19 protein-coding genes are annotated in these 17,958 nt (G+C 47.6%); 12 read left to right on the top strand and 7 right to left on the bottom strand.

Annotated features, from left to right (window positions below):
* Positions 1-66: 66 nt before the first annotated feature.
* Positions 67-582, bottom strand: a complete 516-nt coding sequence (locus J7623_RS12990) for a DinB family protein (RefSeq protein ID WP_291920730.1) — start codon at positions 580-582, stop codon at positions 67-69.
* Positions 583-720: 138 nt separating this feature from the next.
* Here J7623_RS12990 and J7623_RS12985 point away from each other — a divergent pair, with 138 nt between their 5' ends.
* Genes J7623_RS12985 through J7623_RS12975 form a run of 3 tightly spaced genes read left to right on the top strand, consistent with a single transcriptional unit; the run spans position 721 to position 4,173 of the window.
* Entirely contained in the window at positions 721-1,290 is a 570-nt protein-coding gene (locus J7623_RS12985) for a GNAT family N-acetyltransferase (RefSeq protein ID WP_291920729.1), read from the top strand.
* A gap of 41 nt (positions 1,291-1,331) precedes the next feature.
* A complete protein-coding gene (locus J7623_RS12980) occupies positions 1,332-2,135 on the top strand; it encodes a helix-turn-helix transcriptional regulator (protein WP_291920728.1) in 804 nt (267 codons plus the stop codon).
* Positions 2,136-2,181: 46 nt separating this feature from the next.
* Positions 2,182-4,173 carry a M1 family aminopeptidase gene (locus J7623_RS12975; protein ID WP_291920727.1) on the top strand — a complete coding sequence of 664 codons (1,992 nt, stop codon included), beginning with the start codon at positions 2,182-2,184 and terminating at the stop codon, positions 4,171-4,173.
* A 9-nt stretch (positions 4,174-4,182) separates the two neighbouring features.
* Here the strand turns inward: J7623_RS12975 and J7623_RS12970 are convergent, their stop codons facing one another.
* The 5 genes from J7623_RS12970 to J7623_RS12950 form a co-directional block, all read right to left on the bottom strand.
* A complete protein-coding gene (locus tag J7623_RS12970; protein WP_291920726.1) occupies positions 4,183-4,848 on the bottom strand; it encodes an HD domain-containing protein in 666 nt (221 codons plus the stop codon).
* 96 nt (positions 4,849-4,944) lie between these two features.
* Positions 4,945-5,973: a GlxA family transcriptional regulator gene (locus J7623_RS12965; protein ID WP_291920725.1), complete on the bottom strand. Its 1,029-nt coding sequence runs from the start codon at positions 5,971-5,973 to the stop codon at positions 4,945-4,947.
* A gap of 76 nt (positions 5,974-6,049) precedes the next feature.
* Complete coding sequence (locus J7623_RS12960; protein WP_291920724.1) at positions 6,050-6,574, bottom strand: hypothetical protein; 525 nt, start codon at positions 6,572-6,574, stop codon at positions 6,050-6,052.
* A gap of 13 nt (positions 6,575-6,587) precedes the next feature.
* The gene (locus tag J7623_RS12955; RefSeq protein ID WP_291920723.1) at positions 6,588-7,295 is read right to left on the bottom strand and encodes a LytTR family DNA-binding domain-containing protein; all 708 of its coding nucleotides are present in this window, start codon (positions 7,293-7,295) and stop codon (positions 6,588-6,590) included.
* Positions 7,292-8,290: a histidine kinase gene (locus J7623_RS12950; RefSeq protein ID WP_291920722.1), complete on the bottom strand. Its 999-nt coding sequence runs from the start codon at positions 8,288-8,290 to the stop codon at positions 7,292-7,294. Before J7623_RS12950 ends, J7623_RS12955 begins: the two co-directional genes overlap by 4 nt.
* A 263-nt stretch (positions 8,291-8,553) precedes the next feature.
* Between J7623_RS12950 and J7623_RS12945 the strand changes: the two genes are divergently transcribed.
* Positions 8,554-9,348: a hypothetical protein gene (locus J7623_RS12945; protein WP_291920721.1), complete on the top strand. Its 795-nt coding sequence runs from the start codon at positions 8,554-8,556 to the stop codon at positions 9,346-9,348.
* Between the two features lie 131 nt (positions 9,349-9,479).
* Positions 9,480-10,820 (top strand): MBL fold metallo-hydrolase, encoded by a 1,341-nt coding sequence (locus tag J7623_RS12940; protein ID WP_291920720.1) that lies wholly within the window; start codon positions 9,480-9,482, stop codon positions 10,818-10,820.
* Here J7623_RS12940 and J7623_RS12935 read toward each other — a convergent pair.
* Entirely contained in the window at positions 10,817-11,182 is a 366-nt protein-coding gene (locus J7623_RS12935) for a helix-turn-helix domain-containing protein (protein WP_291920719.1), read from the bottom strand. The genes J7623_RS12940 and J7623_RS12935 overlap by 4 nt on opposite strands.
* Positions 11,183-11,287: 105 nt before the next feature.
* On the opposite strand from J7623_RS12935, the gene J7623_RS12930 reads away from it, so the two are divergent.
* The 7 genes from J7623_RS12930 to J7623_RS12900 all read left to right on the top strand — a co-directional run bounded on the left by J7623_RS12930 (position 11,288) and on the right by J7623_RS12900 (position 17,845).
* Complete coding sequence (locus J7623_RS12930; protein WP_291920718.1) at positions 11,288-11,755, top strand: hypothetical protein; 468 nt, start codon at positions 11,288-11,290, stop codon at positions 11,753-11,755.
* Positions 11,756-11,895: 140 nt separating this feature from the next.
* Positions 11,896-12,273 (top strand): VOC family protein, encoded by a 378-nt coding sequence (locus J7623_RS12925; RefSeq protein ID WP_291920717.1) that lies wholly within the window; start codon positions 11,896-11,898, stop codon positions 12,271-12,273.
* A 40-nt stretch (positions 12,274-12,313) separates the two neighbouring features.
* Positions 12,314-12,532 (top strand): CDGSH iron-sulfur domain-containing protein, encoded by a 219-nt coding sequence (locus tag J7623_RS12920; RefSeq protein ID WP_291920716.1) that lies wholly within the window; start codon positions 12,314-12,316, stop codon positions 12,530-12,532.
* A gap of 194 nt (positions 12,533-12,726) precedes the next feature.
* Positions 12,727-13,512: a PhzF family phenazine biosynthesis isomerase gene (locus J7623_RS12915; protein WP_291920715.1), complete on the top strand. Its 786-nt coding sequence runs from the start codon at positions 12,727-12,729 to the stop codon at positions 13,510-13,512.
* 25 nt (positions 13,513-13,537) lie between these two features.
* Positions 13,538-14,308, top strand: a complete 771-nt coding sequence (locus tag J7623_RS12910; protein ID WP_291920714.1) for an isocitrate lyase/phosphoenolpyruvate mutase family protein — start codon at positions 13,538-13,540, stop codon at positions 14,306-14,308.
* Positions 14,309-14,569: 261 nt separating this feature from the next.
* Positions 14,570-15,808: a PQQ-binding-like beta-propeller repeat protein gene (locus J7623_RS12905; RefSeq protein WP_291920713.1), complete on the top strand. Its 1,239-nt coding sequence runs from the start codon at positions 14,570-14,572 to the stop codon at positions 15,806-15,808.
* A 132-nt stretch (positions 15,809-15,940) separates the two neighbouring features.
* A complete protein-coding gene (locus tag J7623_RS12900; RefSeq protein ID WP_291920712.1) occupies positions 15,941-17,845 on the top strand; it encodes a TonB-dependent receptor in 1,905 nt (634 codons plus the stop codon).
* The last annotated feature ends 113 nt before the right edge of the window (positions 17,846-17,958 follow it).

The following is a 17,958-nucleotide window of genomic DNA, read 5'->3' as shown; positions in this document are numbered from 1 at the left end:
CAAAAGCTCGTGCAGTGGAATAGCCAGCTGTCGGGCTTTTGCTTTTTAGTTTTTATATGAAAGATATCAGTTTATCGTGGCCAATATTTCCCGGATACTCGCCAGGTGATGATCATCATGCTCTGCTACAAAATAGGCCAGGTCAATAGCACGCATGGGCTTTTTCAACCGTGGATGCAGCGCAGTATGTATTAATTGTGCATCGCTCAGTTGTAACAATTTGGCTACAAGGGAACGTCTTCTTTCCCGGAAGCGTTTCAATAACACCCTTATTTCAGTGGCATTATGATTGGCCGTATGAGTGGCCTGGTTGGTTAAATCTGCTACTCTCAGTTCAGACAGCCCCTGGGTAAAATCGTCTAAACGGCCGGACCACAAAGGTTCCAGGTCTCCCAAATGACCTATTTCTTCTTTTACAGACCATCGGTCAGGTAATTTATGGGTGAGCTGGGGTGGCGCCAGTTTCGCCGTAATTTCTTCTGCTCTGGCAGGGGTGCCGCTTAATCTTTCAATAATGGAGGGCATCATACCGTTGTCTTCAATAGGGAGAAACACTCTTTCAAACCATGGAGTTCGTTTCATAATGGGTTTACATTTTAGGTGGGTGTAAGTTATTTGTTTTTAGCCAACCTAAATTCATTTCCCAAAATAACAGTATTTGCTTTTTTAAAGGGAAAACTGCAACTTACAGAAAATGAACCCTGTTTAATTGAAGCCTGCATGAATTCTGCCAATACATTTGAATCAACTATATTATCCTCCCGTAGTGTTGATGATTTATTAGCGCTGCTGCGCAGCAATCTCAAAAAACATATTTCACCTGAAACTGCGCAGGCACAGGGCTTTCTGACTTTTGAGTATACAAAACCCATGATAGAAAGGATGATGGCCGATATGGCGCAGCCGGTGATCATGTCGGGAAACACCCTGGCAGGATATGCGCTGGCTACTTCTATCAGTGCCTGCACCGACATTGAAATTATGCGTCCTACCATGGAGTTGGCAGCCACGCTCACGCTTAATGGCAGCAAAGTATCCGGTTTGCGCCACTACTTTATCGGGCAAATCTGCGTGGCGGACGGCTGGCGTGGACAAGGACTGTTTGATGCCTTGTATAAGGCGCATAAGGAGCGTTTTGCAGGTAGCCACGATTGTTTGATCACCGAAATAAATGCTGCTAATACCCGCTCTCACGCCGCCCATGCCAGGGTTGGGTTTCAGATAATACATAGCTATACGGATGGCGGGGCCCAATGGGACGTGGTAGCGTGGGACTGGCGGGCGCAATAACCTTTAAAGCCGTATCTTTATCATCTACACCGACACCACTTATGGGTATTGTATTGTCACCCGGTCATTATTTCGGCCAGGAGCAGCAGAGCAATGAAAATGCTGCTTTTAAGCTGAACATTACGGCTTACCAGCCGGAGGTGCATCTCCATGAACATTACCATGAAAATGCGTACCTGAGCCTGTTGATCAATGGTGGATATGAAGAAGTAAACCGGCAAACTAGCAGTCATATCAGGCCCGGAGAAGTACTCTTCAGACCAGCCGGGTACCACCATGCCAACCATTTCCGCGATACCGGCGGTCATTGCCTCAATATCGAATTCAAACAGGCCGACCTGCAACAACTGGAACAACGCATTACCCTGCCTACGAAAATGACGGTGTATAAAGCCGGCACTTTTGATTATTTGTATCGCCTGCTATATTTTTTCTCCGCAGATCCTCACGTTACCTTGCACGAAGAATATGTGCTGAACTGGTTATCGGAATATTCTGCGGTGCAGGTGCCGCTGCGCCTGGCCTGGTTGCCAAAGGTAAAAGCGATATTGGAAAATGAGTTCGATACGCATCATACCATTCAATCGGTGGCAGCAAGGGTGTTTGTTCATCCCATCTACCTGGCCCGTGCTTTTAAAGAAAGAGAAGGCGTTACCATCGGCGAATACCAGCTTAAAATGCGGGTAAGAAGGGCGATGGAGCTGTTATTTACTACTGCCTTCCCCGTTGCGGATATCGCCTATGCCGCCGGTTTTTCAGATGCTTCTCACCTGGTACGCTCTTTTCGTTTCTTTTATGGGGCCACCCCACATCGGTTTCGCAGTCTCTTGAAAAAGTTAATCTGATACCATTTTTTTGGACAGCCATACCCTTACTTTGTATAAAAAAAATATGCGTCGGGTACTTGTCTTTATATGTTTGTTGTTACCCTCTTTTTTAGCTGCTCAGCACCAGGTGGATTACCGGATAAAAGCTGCTGTAGATCTGCAGCAACGCAGCTTTATCGTTCAAGGTAGTTTGTCGTTTGAAACAGCGCCTGCCTGTGCGGATTCCCTGGATATTGTGGTTAGTCGTGGTACGGGCAACGTCACCTGGCAGATGAAAGGCGCCGCAGGACGCATGGATACCTCCGTGAACGCCGGCGGAGATATCGTTTACCGCTGGTATTTTCATCCTGCCCTTAAACCCGGTACCCATGTACAGGTAGAATATGCATATGATCGGGGATCTGCACCCACTTTCCAATATTATCTCGACAGCACGTTCTGTATGGCCGGTGGATACGGGTCGGCCTGGTATCCGCAGGTAATTTCCCGGGAAGACGACAGCACCGGTAGTTGCGCCCGTGGTACGGGTAGTATCGCCGTCACTACATCTGCAAAATTGATGGCAGTGATGGCGGCGGCTACGGGTGAAGTAAATACGGCTACGGATAAACGAACTTTTACTTATCACTATACTCAACCCGATATTTTCTCCCTGTACATCGGAAATTATTCCAGGCAGGAATATAAAGGAAACCATGCCTTCTATACTTATAGCCTCAGCAGCGGGATTAATGGCAGCGACTTGTCCGCCAAAGCGTCCAGGGTATTGAGTTTCCTATCGCAGCACTTTGGCCCCCTGACTATTCCTAATTTTTCCATTATCGAATTTCCGGATGCAGTATCGGAGTTGACCGGTATCGGCGGCGCCAGTATTTTAGGCGGCGTAGTAATGCCTACTGCTGCACTGCGACAATTTAACTATGCGCTTTTCGGTCATGAGATCGGCCACCAGTGGTGGGGCAATAAAGTAAGAGCCAGAGGTAGCAAGGGTGAATCCATGATTTCTGAAGCACTGGCGCAATATGGCTCGCTGCAAACAGTTGCTTACTTCGACAGCACCCACGCCATGGATTATCGGCGGACCGGCTATCCCGGCTACTTGCGGGACCAATCTGGGTTGGGCTACCTGAAAAATGCCGCTGCTGGTAATGATGAACCCCTGGTAGCCCTCACCGGCGCCAATGATCATATCCTGGCCGACAGCAAAGGCTTCCTGGCATTAGACCTGCTGGCCGCTACAGTAGGCCGCCGGGTGTTTAATGAAGCACTTCGAAATATCGGTGAAAAGTACCGGCAAACGGGTGTCAGCTGGGAGGATTTTCAGCGGGAGATAGAAAAGGGATATGGTCAATCGCTGCAATGGTTTTTTAATCAATGGTTCGAAAGAACCGGTGCGCCTTCATGGCAAAGCACCTGGCAGCAACATCAACAGGAACTCCAGCTAAACATCACCCAGGCAGATAGCGTATACCGGTTACCGTTAGAAGTACTCGTTACTTATGATAACGGTACTTCCGCTATGCATCAACTCTTGGTGGACCAACGTTTACAAACTTTTAAGCTCCCTGTCAACGGAGCCGTGAAAACCGTACAGGTAGATCCTTATTTCCGGGTATTGCACTGGGACGAAAGCCTTACACCGCTGGCCAAATCCCAGGCGAAAGCAGTGCGGGTGCTCAATCTCCGCCTTGCAGATAAAAATGAGGAGGCGATACAACTGGCGCAGTCCTACCTGAAGGAAGGTATCCCCAACGATACTACCGGTGTGGCATCTACGCTGCTCTATCACCTCGGACGTATTGCGGCCATGCAAAATAAACCGGAGGAGGCGCTGAACTATTATATGCGCAGCATTAAATGTGAGTCGCATGCGCCGGAACTGCTGGCTTACATCTACTATCGCGTGGCGCAACTGGCTGCCGCAAAAAAAGACACCGCGCTATTGCAATGGGCCTGCGATCAGGCGGTAAAAGCAGACCAGCAGAACCGGCAAGCCGATGGTATGGCGGCTAAGGTCGCGCTGTTGTTGGCTACCGTAGGGCAGAAGCCTGCGTGAGTCAATATTTTAATTTCCCCATCTGCCATGAATAGTATTTTCTTCTAATTGCGTAGTGCCGTTGCCGGTAGATCGCTCCCGCAGCAACTCGCCGGCAATGGCATAGCGATGCGCTTTGGCAGGATTGGCCCTGCACTGCCCAACAATGCAATCTGTTATGTGAGTGGCGAGAGACAGTCGCGGCCAGGCCGTGAAAATAGCATTGGCTTGTTCATCGGTAACAAAGGCCGTGAGCGGGCCGCCGAAGTCCATCACAATGCCCATCCGGGTCAACAGGGGAATGGTGCCCCGTCGTTCGGCAATACCGGAAGAAGTATGTAGCGCAATGGCCTGCCATATAATGTCCGCATCCTGGTGGGAGCAAGGAGTGTCAGCAAGAAATAATAATGCCTGGTCAGCTCCTTCCACTTCAAATCGCTGGGGACCATTGCCAATATCCGTAAGCCCCATATCATGAAACAGGCAAGACAGAAAAAGCAGGTTTTCTTTGTAATCGGGCTCCCGGTGTAAGCCTTTGTGGACGGCATACAGGCGGGCAAAAATAAAACTACGGATGCTATGATGATAGAGGGCCGGCGATTCATGCTTTTTTACAAATTGCAGCGCTTCGCGGGAAATGTGATCTTCCGGTAATGCCAACATTGCCGGGAGATGGGAGGGGAGTTGTGTTTGCATGGATATAATGTATTTAGGGCATACCAATGCCATTATGAAAAGAAAGGATGTCTTATCAGTGATTAGTCAGGGGAGATGGATACCTGGGTGTAGCGCCTAATGATGGGCCTTTGCCAGGGAGCTGCGGAACGTTTTCCGGTAGTCGCTGGGCGATAGTAACAATTGCCGGAGAAAGATCCGTCGCATAGATACGACGCTGCCTAGTCCGCATTTTTCTGCAATCGCTTCTATGCTCAGGGAGCTGTCTTCCAGGTATTTCCTGGCCAGTTCTACCCGCAGTTTTTCTACGAATTTGGCGGGTGATAAACCGGTTTCGCTGGTGAAGATCCGGCTGAAATGGCGGGTGCTCATATTCACCTGCTCCGCCAGTTCCGGTACGCCAATTTGCAGGTGAGCGTGTTTTACAATCCAGTTACGCAGCCTGCCTGCCAGGGTATCCTGGATGGCATATACCGGCACCAATGCGTTGAATGAAGCTTGTGATCCGGGACGTTTTAGATAAAGCACCAGCTTACGTGCTACCTGCATTGCAAGGTCCTTTCCATGGTCTTCCTCAATCAGCGCCAATGCCAGGTCCATGCCGGAAGATACACCGCCGGAAGTGTATATATTCCCGTCTTTGATAAAGAATGGATTGGGGTTTACCTGTACCGCCGGATAGTTGCATTGCAACTGCTCACAGTACTCCCAGTGGGTGGTTACCTGTTTGCCGTTAAGTAAGCCTGCTTTGGCTAACGCAAACGCGCCTACGCAAATGGAACCGATTCTTCGTATATCTTTTGCGGCAACAGCCAACCACGCATAAAATCCGTCATAATCCCGCTGGTTTTCTGCGTGGCTGTCGTAGCCCGCTACCAGTAAAGTATCAATAGGGCCGGCATCCAGTATGGAACTGGAACAGTGCAATTGCATACCACCACTGCAGGGAATCGCCGTGGTGCGACCGGGAGCCGCTACCAATATATCATAATCCTGTGGTGCGCCTTTGGCTGCCAGCATTTTGGCTGCGGTGGCAAATACATCTACCGGTCCTGCTATATCCAGCAATATATTCCCCGACATGACCACAATAACCGTGAGCTTTCGTTCGCGGACAACAGGAACAGATGGATTATGGCGTTTCATGTAGCAAAAATACAACGATGCGGTGTTGTCTCAAACGACATAAATGATACAATTTAGGCCATTTAAAGATACGGTATCAATGAGTGTTAATATTGTTTGGCCTGGCTTCTATTCGCAGCCATGAAGGAATACGCCTGATAATTTTTTCTTTCGGGATTAATGAGAATAAAAATATCAGCATTAATTCAAGCACTATGAGGCTCAGGAAAGTGAAAACAATGATGAGTGTACACCAAAGGCGGGCAGGGGACCCGTGGTAATAATACATATTAAACACTTTTGGTGCGCCCATTAGCTGATAAATGCACCAGGCAGTTATAAATACCAATATGATAGTTAGTGTAGATTTCAAAATCCGCCTAAATAATCCATGTTCAGCAGTAGTACAATACTCCAATATATTTACCATCAATATCGAAGGCGTTAATCCATAGTCAAAGATACCTATCTGAATAGCTAGCTTCGTACTCCGCCAATTGTTCTGCCATTTCTCCCCAAAGATGGCATACAATGTTTCGGTAGGAATCACCATCGTCAGCCAGTAAACAAATGCAAACAGGAATACAATCGCGATATAAGGAAATATGCTACGTAAGCTCATAGAGATACTTTAATTATAAAAACCGCTGCTGGATCAATTCCATAAAACCCGCTCTGAACTTATCACTCAACGGGATACTTTTTTCTCCAATGAATATATGATTATCCTGTATTTTATCAATCCGCCCGGTATTGACAATATACGAATTATGTACCCTGATAAATGGCGGCCCCAGTTGTTCCGCAATATCTTTCAGGCGTTTGTATACCAATGTCTCACCTTTAACCGTCACTACGCGGACATATTCTTTTTCCCCTTCGAAGTAAAGCAGCTCCGGTAAACGGATCTGTTGCAAAGTTTTACCGGATTTTACAAAGAAGTAATCCGGTGCAGACGCCGTGCTGGCATCCGGTAAACGGGCATGGCTAAACGCTGTTACTATTTTTTGCTGCGCGGCCAGGAAACGCTTTAAGGTAATAGGTTTCAGCAGGTAGTCGATAGTCTGGAAATTGTAACTGGCCGCAGCGTACTCTGCATAGGCGGTGGTGAATACAATTTTTACTTCCGGGGGCAACAGGGCGGCCAGCTCCATGCCATCCAGTTTAGGCATATTGATATCCAGGAAAATCAGGTCTGTTTTATTTGTTTTCAGGAAAGCCAGGGCCTCCAATGCATTGTAGCATTTGGCAAGTAGTTGCCAGTCACTGGTTTGCTGTATATGCAGTTCCAGCAGGTTCACTGCATTGGGTTCATCGTCTACAATAATGCATGTCAGGCTCATATGGGAACAGATAAAAAGGCGGTGAAATGAGTGGCGGTTTTTTCCGTTTGTAACGTATAGGCGTCACCGTATAACAGCGTGAGTCGCTTCCGTAGATTGTCGATACCGGAACCTCCTGGCCGTTGGCCGGAGGCATCTTCCGGTAAACTATTCCGGGTGGTAAACAACAACTGTTGGTGATCCTGCAGCAGGGTGATATCAATTACATTATGCATACTGGTTTTGTCAATGCCATGTTTGAAGATATTCTCTACAAACGTCATCAGCAGCATGGGGGGAATACTGCTGCCATCGGCTACTTTACAGTTAAAGGTAAGCGTAATTTCATGGCGGATACGGATCTTTTCCAGCGCAATATAATTTTCCAGGAAACTGATTTCGGTAGATAACTGCACCAGGTCTTTAGGACTTTCATCCACAAAATACCGCATGATTTCCGATAACCGTTCTATCAACACCGCGGTACGGGGGGCTTCACGGTAAGCTTCATAGTAAATATTGTTGAGGGTATTAAACAGGAAATGCGGCTGTACCTGCGACTTCAACAGGTTTAATTCTGTTTTGGCATTTTGTAGTACCAATGCCGCAGCCTGTTGTTTCAGCGAAAAGTAAATGATGGCAATCCGGAAAATAAAGCTGAGTGAAAACAGCAGCGGAATACCCGCCATATACCGCAGTAAAATGGGAATGGTGGTAGGCCGGAAGCCGGGTGCAAACCAGGTAATATACATCCAGTCCAGCAGGTAGGCGCGAATCAGGCCTGTTATGGCGAGGAAAAAGAATGCCGCCAGGATATACGCTACTAAACGGCCTTTCAGGTAAAGGGCCGGATATAGCCAATTGATATTGCCATAGATGATAATCGCATAGAAACATACGTTGAGCGAAGAAAAAAGAGCCGCTTCCTTAAAACCATCTTCAGGTAACATGGAAAAAAACATCATCAAAAATACAATCAGCCATAGGAGCCATTGTAAGCGGGTACTTGTGGTCATTTCCAGGAGAAATTGCATATCCCCAATGTACGAAGGTTTTAAACTTATTCCATGGCACTGCCATCGTTATTCAATAAAACAACCGGCCGGTTCAATCGAAGCCGCATTATTTTCAACCGGGGTGGATCCGGGCATTCATTTAAAATATCATCCCAACGATTGAATAGGTTTGTTATCCTCCTGCAAACGGGAAAACTTTGATGCCGGTAACCTATGCACACTTACCGTATTATTAACCTAAATCTTACATAAACATGTACCATATGTTCAGGCAACGAATCGCTTTACCTGTAGTTATCTTGTTGTTAATCGCAGCACGTGCCGGCGCACAAACAGACACCATAGATCAACGGCATCATCCGCTGAATACCAGCCTGCTGAAACCCGGCGTAAGGCAATACCTGGTTTATTTCCAGCAGCCACAACGCCCCGATATGCTGAACCTCAGCCTGTGGGTGCGCGAAATAGAAAAGACCAGCCAGGATAATAAGCCTGCATTCAGGATCACGCAACACTGGTATAGCGACGATACCGCACGATACCGTGTATTTCATTCCGTGAATAGTGCAGCCGATTTTTCGCCGTTGTATCATGCGGAGATCAAAGGAAAGGCGACAAAAGCCTACAACTGGTCCCATACCGGCATTGAAGGCGATGCCACACCGGACAACAAAGCCGCCGGATTTAAACTGGCATTTGATCAGCCCAATTACAACTGGCACCTCGACATTGAAACATTTGAAATGCTGCCGCTGGCTGCAGGCAAAACATTTGTGATCCGTTTTTATGATGCCGGCCTGGAACCACCGGCTTATGTGACCTACAAAGTAACTGGCAGTGAGGCCCTGCAAACACTGGATAACCGGACGGTAGATTGCTGGAAGCTGTTTATAGAAGGGGATATACCCAACGGGCATTATACCCAGACTTTCTGGATCAGCAAAGTTGGGCATGAGTTCCTCAAAGAAGAAGACAGCTTCGGAGGTATGTACCGCTATAAGGTAAAACTTCCCGGGCTGGCTACTTATCTTGACAGCCGGTTTGCAACAGCGAAGTAATGGTGGCATGGTAAATACGGGGCGACGTCAAACTTTTTTTCTCCCTGACCGTTATAGGGAGTATATTGAGTGAGCTATTTTAGCAGTGGAAGCGCCTCGTATTTTTACCACCATTAATCAGCACCGTATCCATGGATATCCAGCAATTCGAAGACAAAGGACTGGCTCATTACAGTTATGCTATTTACAGCGAAATTTCAAATGAGGTCATCTTAATTGATCCATCACGGGATCTGGCGCCTTACCTCGCTTATGCGGCATCACTGCATGCAAAAATTACCGGCGTGATTGAAACACATCCTCATGCCGATTTTATCAGTGGTCACCTGGAATTACATCAAACTACCGGCGCGGTGATTTATTGTTCCCGCCTGGTAGGGGCCGCTTATCCGCATACCAGTTTTGATGAAGGCAATACCATTGTTTTGGGAGATATCACCCTTCGCGCGCTGAATACGCCCGGACATTCGCCCGATAGCATCTGTGTGGTACTGACCTATAAGAACGAAGACCGGGTTGTATTTACAGGAGATACCTTATTCATTGGCGACTGTGGCCGCCCCGACCTGCGCGAAAATGCCGGTAATATTACGGCTGGCAGAGAAGCCCTGGCGCGGATGATGTATCATTCATTGCGTGAAAAATTAATGGTGCTGGCAGACGATGTATTAGTATACCCGGCACATGGCGCGGGAACGCTTTGTGGTAAGTCGCTTAGCGACGAAGACAGCAGCACCATTGCAGCCGAGAAAGTCAGCAACTGGAGCCTGGATGAATTAACGGAAACGGAATTCGTAAAAGAGCTGCTATCCAGCCAGCCTTTTATTCCTAAATATTTTACATATGATGTAGATGTCAACAGGGCAGGAGCTGCACCCTTGGCCGCTTCCCTGCAAAAGGTGCCGGTGTTGTCCGGTATCCCTGCGTTTGAGGCAGGCACCCTCATTATAGATACCCGCCCCGGCGACGCTTTCAAACAGGCACACCCGCCACGGGCCATCAATGTACAAAACGGCGGGCGCTTTGAAACCTGGCTGGGCAGCATTGTTGCTCCGGGAGAATCTTTTTATTTGCTGGCAACCGATGATGCGGCCTTGCAGGAGGTTATAAAGAAAACCACTAAAATTGGTTATGAACCTTTCATTACAGGCGCCGCCGTGTATACCACTGGCGCAGCTCACATGGATGCCGTACCGCTGGAAGATTTTACCGCTCACCCGGAAAACTACACGATCATTGATGTACGTATGCCCAACGAGGCGGCTGACTACAAAATTTTTGACCAGGCGCTTTCTATTCCCCTGGACCAATTACGGGAACGGGTCAACGAAATTCCGTTGGATAAGCCGGTGGTAGTACATTGTGCCGGCGGTACCCGCAGCGCGGCCGGCAGCAGCATTATTGCGGCGGTATTAGAAGACCAGGTGAAAGCCTATGACCTGGGTAAGGCCGTTAAACAGTTTACACCTTAATGGATAGGGCTATGCCGCGGCTGTTTGGGGCTAAGATGCTCTATTCCCCAGTTATGCAGGTGCATTACCGCTGCCACCAGGGATTCTCCTTTGGGAGTAAGACTGTATTCTACTTTAGGAGGAATCTCCGCAAATATTTCGCGGGTAATTAATTCGTCCCCTTCCAGCTCCCGCAGCTGAGTAGCCAGCATTTTACGGCTGATACCCGGCAATTGTTTCTCCAGCAGGCTAAAGCGATTCATTTGCTGCGTAATCAAGTGCAGGATCAGTAGCTTCCATTTGCCGCTGATGATATTCAGCGTTAACGCCGTTGGGCATAACGCCGGTGGATATATTAAAACAGGTGTGATCTCTTTTTTCATATCTGTTCATTTAAAGGCAGGTAACCAAAAAAGTGGCTAAGTGAGTTTTTGGTTACCTATAGGTACTCCTGCGAACAAGCAACAACTTTGTAGAAAAATTAAACAATGAAAACACTACAAAGAACCACTTTCCTTACCACTGCATTGTTATTGCTTACCGCTATTCATCACGCCTATGGTGCGGTGATTTATCATACTCCGTGGCGTTTACACATCTTGTTTATTGCCATACCGGTACTGTTACTGGTATATGTATTAGACTGGCAGTTGCGGAAGCACCCGGGTAGCAAACCGTTGCTGGTAGGATATCTTATTGCCGTGATATTGTTTCCTTTGCTGGTGATTGGTTTATACGAAGGCGTATACAATCACCTCGCTAAAAATATTATTTTTTTAGTTACCGGTAACAATTCTTTTTTTCGGATGCTATTCCCACCGCCTGTCTATGAAATGCCTAATGATGTTTGGTTTGAAGTCACCGGCATATTGCAGGCATTTGTTTTTTACCCGTTGTTAATTAGTTGTAGCAAGATGATAAAATCCGCAGCCCGCTATAGAAAGCAAATGATGTAACAATTATTGTCGCAATAGCACCCTTATTTTGCCTTGTTCGCACCCCCGACTATTGCAGTAATGATCGTACATTTAGGGTGATATCTTTATTGAGCAGGCCGCTGCGGCCTGTATTCTTCACCAGGAAAAAATCATTACTTATGTTTAAGAACACCAAAGCATATAGCGGATTTTCTGTCAATGATCTGCAGGCAGCAAAGGATTTTTACAGCAAAAAACTGGGCGTAGACATAGAAAGCAAAGGGGAGTATATGTTTACCCTGAAAATAGCAGATGGTCATCCTATTATCGTTTATTTGAAACCGGATCATACACCCGCCACTTTCACCATTTTGAATTTCCCGGTGAGCAATGTGGAAGATACGGTAGATCAGCTCACAGCCATAGGGGTGGAGTTCCTGCAATACGGAGGTGCCATTAAAACCAATGAAAAAGGCATTCACCGTGGCCCGGAAGGCCCTACGGTAGCCTGGTTCACTGATCCCGCCGGAAATATATTGTCTGTTGTGAGTGAGTAGCATAGTTTTTCCTACTTTTGCCGGCTAAACAAGGACATTTATGGCTACTAAGATTACAGTTAATAACAATGGTTCACTCAGGGTAGAAGGTGAATTCGAAATTGTAGATAAAGACGGCAACAAGTACGACCTGGGCGGCCGGGAACTGGTGAGCATCTGCCGCTGCGGATTATCGGCCAACAAACCTTTCTGTGATGGCTCTCACAAAGGACATTTCGAACACGAAGCAGTAGCATTTGCACTGCCTCCAAAGAAATAGTAATATCATATCATAGAAGCCCGGTAGGCGGCCATGGCTGCTTACCGGGCTTTTTTATCCCCTTTTACCGGCTACAATAGCTTTTTGCTTTCTGCTTTCTCTCCCAAATCTGATATGGTCCAAATCAGCACTTTTGCATCTGTTTTTAACTGGAAATTATAGGCAATTTTGTGAGATAATCACAATCAGTAGCCATGAGTATACGTTTTTTCCAGGTAGACGCATTTACGAATCAGCCCTTTAAAGGCAATCCTGCCGGTGTATGCCTCCTTAACAGCATGCCGGATGATAAAACCCTTGCCGCTATAGCCGGCGAAAATAACCTCGCAGAAACCGCTTTTCTGCTGCCGGAACAGGAGGGATACCGCCTGCGCTGGTTTTCTCCCCTGGTAGAAATACCCCTTTGTGGACATGCCACCCTGGCCAGCGCCCATGTATTATGGGAAACCGGGCTGGTTCCCCGTACGGCAACCATTCATTTCTATACCCTGAGTGGACTTCTCACCGCCACCTGCCAGGATGGCTGGATTACACTCGATTTCCCCGCCAGGGAAAATGCGCCGGCCGTATTACCGGAAGCATGGCAACCGATGTTTAACCAGGAAATCATCCATGTAGCGTATAGTGTAGACCGTTATATCGTGGAGCTATCATCCGCGGATGCCGTGGCAGGCTTTCTTCCGGACCGCCAACTGTTGTTGGCACATAAATGTATTATCACCGCCAAAGGTGCCGCCCATACGCCCTATGATTTTGTTTCCCGCTTTTTTGCGGGCCCCATTGGGGTGGACGAGGACCCGGTGACAGGCTCGGCTCATTGCAGCCTTGCGCCTTATTGGGCAGAGCGGCTACATAAAAAAGAGTTCTTCGCTTACCAGGCATCGCCCCGTGGCGGAGAGCTGCGGGTAATCTGGCAGGACGATCGCGTACTGCTGAAAGGGCAAGCCATTACGGTGATTGAAGGTACTTTCCACATTTAGTTTTTACCCTAATAAAAAAATAGGCATGAACAACTACGAATTATTTAAAGAGCTACACCATCAGCCTGCACCATTGTTATTGGGCAACGCCTGGAATGTGGCCAGCGCCCGCATTTTACAGGAAAATGGTATCGCTGCTATCGGTACCTCCAGCTCCGCTATTGCGGATACACTGGGTTATGAAGATGGCGAACAGATTCCTTTTGATGAATTGTTTTTTATCATAGAAAAAATTGCCCGTCATACTACGGTGCCGCTTTCTGCAGATATTGAGCGGGGCTACAGTAGTGATCCGGCAGTGGTGGTGCAGCACATGGAACAATTACACGATATCGGGGTAGTAGGTGTAAACCTGGAAGACTCTGTGATAGACGCCACGCGGGAACTGGTACCGGTAGAAGCCTTCAGTCGTACACTCTACTTCATCAAAAATGAATTGGCGCGTAAAAATATTCAAATGTTCATCAACGCCAGAACGGATACCTTTTTACTGGACGTACCCAACAAAATGAACGAAACGCTGACCCGTATAACGGCTTTTACCGCAGCAGGGGCAGACGGGATCTTTGTGCCGTTCATCCATGATATCGCAGATATCCGCCAGGTAACTGCTGCCAGCAGTTTGCCCGTGAATGTATTATCCATGCCGGGATTGCCCGCTTTTAATGAGCTGACAGCCGCGGGAGTAAAACGCATCAGCATGGGCGGAAGCGTATATCGTGCCGTTAACAAAGCACTCCTCCAACAACTCTCCGGCATTACGTCGGCGCAGTCATTTGCAGGTATATTCCCTTAAATGTTTTGGGTAAGAAGTAATAGTTATTTTGAGTGATTTACTGCACGCTCTCCGGGGCGTGCTTTACTTTAATACCCAGTAGCCCAAAGCCAGCCACAAAAGCCCTTTAATGAGGAAGAAAAGAAAACCCCAGAAGCCGATCTTTTTGAGCCACTTAATGATTTTTGTTTTCCTGTTATTATCTAGTGTCATAACACAACGAAAATACGGCTTTTTATGATTAGATAAATGTATCTTAACAAGCGAATATTTGTTCTGCTTATGAAATTATTGTTATGGCCAGTGATGGGGTTACTCACCCTGAGCCTCTCCCTCAACGCCCAACAGCTGGGCCGTTCCGCCAACAGAGCCAATCAAAGTCCCTCAAAGGATATCTCTGATCATCCAACTGTTAAATGGCAGTTTAAAACCGGTGGTAAAATAGTTGCCTCTCCTGTGATCAACGGTAATTATCTCTTTATTGGCGGTGCCGATTCAACGATGTATGCACTGGATCGTACCAATGGAAAAGTATTGTGGCAATTTAAAACCAAAGGCGCTATAAATGCTACCGTGGCCTGCGATAGTACCGCCGTATTTTTTATGAGTGAAGATGGTAATTTTTACGCGCTGGATATGCATACCGGTCGCCCGCAATGGACGTTCCACACCGGCGGGGAACATGCCGTTGACCCGTGGGACTATTTCCTTTCTTCCGCCACTGTGCATAAAGGTATTGTATACGTAGGCAGCACCGACGGACATATATACGCTTTCAACGCCCGTACCGGCAAACTGAAATGGAAGTATAAAACAAGTGGCGCAGTACATGCTTCGCCTACAGTGGCAGAAGACATCGTACTCGCAGGTAGTTTCGATGGCTTCTTTTACGCTGTTAATACCGACGGTACGCTGCGCTGGAAATTTGATACCATGGGACAAAAATATTTCCCGGAGGGGGAGGTACAATTTCATGCGGTAGTAGCCGACAGCTCCGTGTATTTCTGCTCCCGCGATTTCAATATCTATGCCCTGCATCTGCGCACAGGCAAAGGATTATGGGTATTCCACGAACCCGGTAGCTGGCCCAGTGTGCCCAGCCTGGCAGGTAAACACCTGCTGGTATCTACTTCCGACTCTCACCGCGCGGCCGCCTTTAGCGCTGCCAGTGGCCGTTTTAAGTGGGAGGCGCCTATCGAAATAAATGCTTTCGGCAGCATCACCAGCACTAACGCCTATGGCTATATGGGCAGCCTGGATGGTAAAATATTAAAAATGAAACTGGACAGCGGCCAAAGTACTACCATATTCCAAACCGCCGCCAGCAGGCAGGAAGAACACCGCTTCTTTGATCCTGTTTCCCACAAATTAATCCCGGACCTGATGGCCAGGTATAAAGATGACTACATTAAAATGTACGCTGATTTCCTGGATATGGGCAGCATATTATCCTCGCCCTGGCTGGAAGAAGGAGTGTTGTTCTTCGGTAGCACAGATGGGTATGTATACGCATTACAATAAATTACGAATTACGGATTTGTGGGGAGATAGTATCGAATGGCATTATTCGCGTTTACTATCTCCCCACAAATCCGTAATTCGTAATTCGTAATTCTTTACCTTTGCGCTCTTTTTAGCAATGATTTTTAAAAGATGCGCATAGCAATTTCTAATAATAAAGTAGTCTTTTCCCTCTTGCTGGGCCTTTGTGGTAGTGCGTCTGCGCAAAACCGGAGGGATAGTCTCCCGGCTACCCGTCAGCTCGATGAGGTGATTGTACAGGAAAACAGGCTGGCGGCGCCTGTAAAGGCCATTAACCGTAATATTACCATCATTACCCGTAAACAGATAGAGGCGATGCCGGTATCCTCGATTACAGAAGTATTGGCATTTGTACCCGGTTTGGATGTGCGTCAGCGCGGCCCGGAAGGCATTCAGGCTGATATCGGGATAGATGGCGGCACCTTCGATCAAACCCTGCTGTTGCTGAATGGCGTGAAAATTACCGACCCGCAAACCGGCCATAATATGATGAACCTGCCGGTATCACTGGCGGATATCGACCATATTGAGGTACTGAGGGGGGCCGCTGCCCGCATATACGGCATTAATGCCCTCAATGGTGCTATTAATATCGTGACCCGGAAAGCCACAGAAAGTGGTCTTACCATCAACGGCAGCGTCGGTAGCAGCTTTAAGAAGAACGAAAACAATAAACTGTATGATGCCTATAGCCTGGGCGCCAGCGGTGATTTGGTAAAAGGAGGCAACAGCCATTCGCTGTCGGCGAGCCGCAACCAGGGTAATGGCTATCGCTACAATACGGCGTATGATAACTACCGCGCCCTTTACCAGGCAGGGTTTAACAATGATTCCCTGCATCAGTATAATGTAATGGCAGGCTTCATCAACAACAGCTATGGCGCCAATGGTTTTTATGCACCTCCGGGAGATCTGAATTCAGAGGAAACGGTGAAAACCTTCCTGGCAGCAGTCAGCAATACATCCCGCATTACCCGTAACTGGGTGATGACACCCCGTATCAGCTACCGCTATACCAAAGACGATTATATCTACATCAAACCCAACAAATACCGCAACCTGCACAATACCAATGTGCTGGGCGCAGAATTGAATAACACTTTTACAACTGCTATCGGTACCTTCGGCGCCGGCGTGGAAGGCCGATATGAGCATATTAAAAGTACCAGCCTGGGGAATCATGAAAGAACCAACCTGGGGCTCTCCGGTGAATATAAATCCATCGCTGATCGTCGCTTTAGCTTTACTGTTGGCGGCTACCTGAACTATAACTCGTTCTATGGCTGGGAATTTTTCCCGGGTGCCGATGTGGGCTTTAATATCACGCCTGACCTGAAGCTCTATGCCAATGCCGGTACTGCCCAGCGACTGCCTACATACACCGACCTCTATTACAAAGGACAAGGTATTATTGGCAACGAAAAGCTAGGCCCTGAAAAGGCCGGCTATGGGGAAGTGGGGATTCGTAAATTCAGTGGGAACTTCTCTTACAGCGGATCTGTATTCTATCGCCAGATCAGCAATTTTATCGACTACGTAAAAGATACCGCCGGCGTAGCCAATCCGGCTACTATCAACTGGCAGCCGCAGAATTTTCAACGGGCCGACATGACCGGGTTTACGCTCAATGCAGGCTATACCACTGCGTTACAACCACATTACCTGTTCAATAGCATCGGTGTAAACGCCGGCTACAACTACCTTTCGCCCTCATTCAAAGGCGATGCCATTACCACGAAAATTTCCCGCTATGTAATTGAAAGCCTGCGCCATCAGTTCACGGCAAATGTGCGGACAGAATTGTTGCACCACTTCAGTGTTTCTGCAGCGGCACGTTATTGCATGCGTATTAACTACAAAGACTATACGCTGATTGATGCGCGTATTGCGTATAAGCAATCCCGTTACCAGGTATATGCAGATGCCAGCAACCTGCTGGATGTAACCTATGTGGAAGCAGGCGCAGTTATGATGCCCGGCAGATGGGTAACAGTAGGAGCGAGCATCAGATTATAGGAAAGCAGAAAGCAGAAAGCAAAAAGCTATTGAAGCGATTGATCAAAGCGAATAAATATGAAGTGCACCCTAAAGGTTAGACTTTTTTTAAACGTTTAAAAATTATGCGGCTT

Source organism: Chitinophaga sp. (assembly GCF_017745275.1).
Classification (GTDB): Bacteria; Bacteroidota; Bacteroidia; order Chitinophagales; family Chitinophagaceae; genus Chitinophaga.
Note: the sequence above shows the minus strand (reverse complement) of the source record. Positions and strands in the feature narration are given on the sequence as shown.

Bases quoted from the DNA above. Each gene is read 5' to 3' on its own strand.
- J7623_RS12990 (WP_291920730.1), bottom strand. From the start codon at position 582: ATGAAACGAACTCCATGGTTTGAAAGAGTGTTTCTCCCTATTGAAGAC.
- J7623_RS12985 (WP_291920729.1), top strand. From the start codon at position 721: ATGAATTCTGCCAATACATTTGAATCAACTATATTATCCTCCCGTAGT.
- J7623_RS12980 (WP_291920728.1), top strand. From the start codon at position 1,332: ATGGGTATTGTATTGTCACCCGGTCATTATTTCGGCCAGGAGCAGCAG.
- J7623_RS12975 (WP_291920727.1), top strand. From the start codon at position 2,182: ATGCGTCGGGTACTTGTCTTTATATGTTTGTTGTTACCCTCTTTTTTA.
- J7623_RS12970 (WP_291920726.1), bottom strand. From the start codon at position 4,848: ATGCAAACACAACTCCCCTCCCATCTCCCGGCAATGTTGGCATTACCG.
- J7623_RS12965 (WP_291920725.1), bottom strand. From the start codon at position 5,973: ATGAAACGCCATAATCCATCTGTTCCTGTTGTCCGCGAACGAAAGCTC.
- J7623_RS12960 (WP_291920724.1), bottom strand. From the start codon at position 6,574: ATGAGCTTACGTAGCATATTTCCTTATATCGCGATTGTATTCCTGTTT.
- J7623_RS12955 (WP_291920723.1), bottom strand. From the start codon at position 7,295: ATGAGCCTGACATGCATTATTGTAGACGATGAACCCAATGCAGTGAAC.
- J7623_RS12950 (WP_291920722.1), bottom strand. From the start codon at position 8,290: ATGACCACAAGTACCCGCTTACAATGGCTCCTATGGCTGATTGTATTT.
- J7623_RS12945 (WP_291920721.1), top strand. From the start codon at position 8,554: ATGTTCAGGCAACGAATCGCTTTACCTGTAGTTATCTTGTTGTTAATC.
- J7623_RS12940 (WP_291920720.1), top strand. From the start codon at position 9,480: ATGGATATCCAGCAATTCGAAGACAAAGGACTGGCTCATTACAGTTAT.
- J7623_RS12935 (WP_291920719.1), bottom strand. From the start codon at position 11,182: ATGAAAAAAGAGATCACACCTGTTTTAATATATCCACCGGCGTTATGC.
- J7623_RS12930 (WP_291920718.1), top strand. From the start codon at position 11,288: ATGAAAACACTACAAAGAACCACTTTCCTTACCACTGCATTGTTATTG.
- J7623_RS12925 (WP_291920717.1), top strand. From the start codon at position 11,896: ATGTTTAAGAACACCAAAGCATATAGCGGATTTTCTGTCAATGATCTG.
- J7623_RS12920 (WP_291920716.1), top strand. From the start codon at position 12,314: ATGGCTACTAAGATTACAGTTAATAACAATGGTTCACTCAGGGTAGAA.
- J7623_RS12915 (WP_291920715.1), top strand. From the start codon at position 12,727: ATGAGTATACGTTTTTTCCAGGTAGACGCATTTACGAATCAGCCCTTT.
- J7623_RS12910 (WP_291920714.1), top strand. From the start codon at position 13,538: ATGAACAACTACGAATTATTTAAAGAGCTACACCATCAGCCTGCACCA.
- J7623_RS12905 (WP_291920713.1), top strand. From the start codon at position 14,570: ATGAAATTATTGTTATGGCCAGTGATGGGGTTACTCACCCTGAGCCTC.
- J7623_RS12900 (WP_291920712.1), top strand. From the start codon at position 15,941: ATGCGCATAGCAATTTCTAATAATAAAGTAGTCTTTTCCCTCTTGCTG.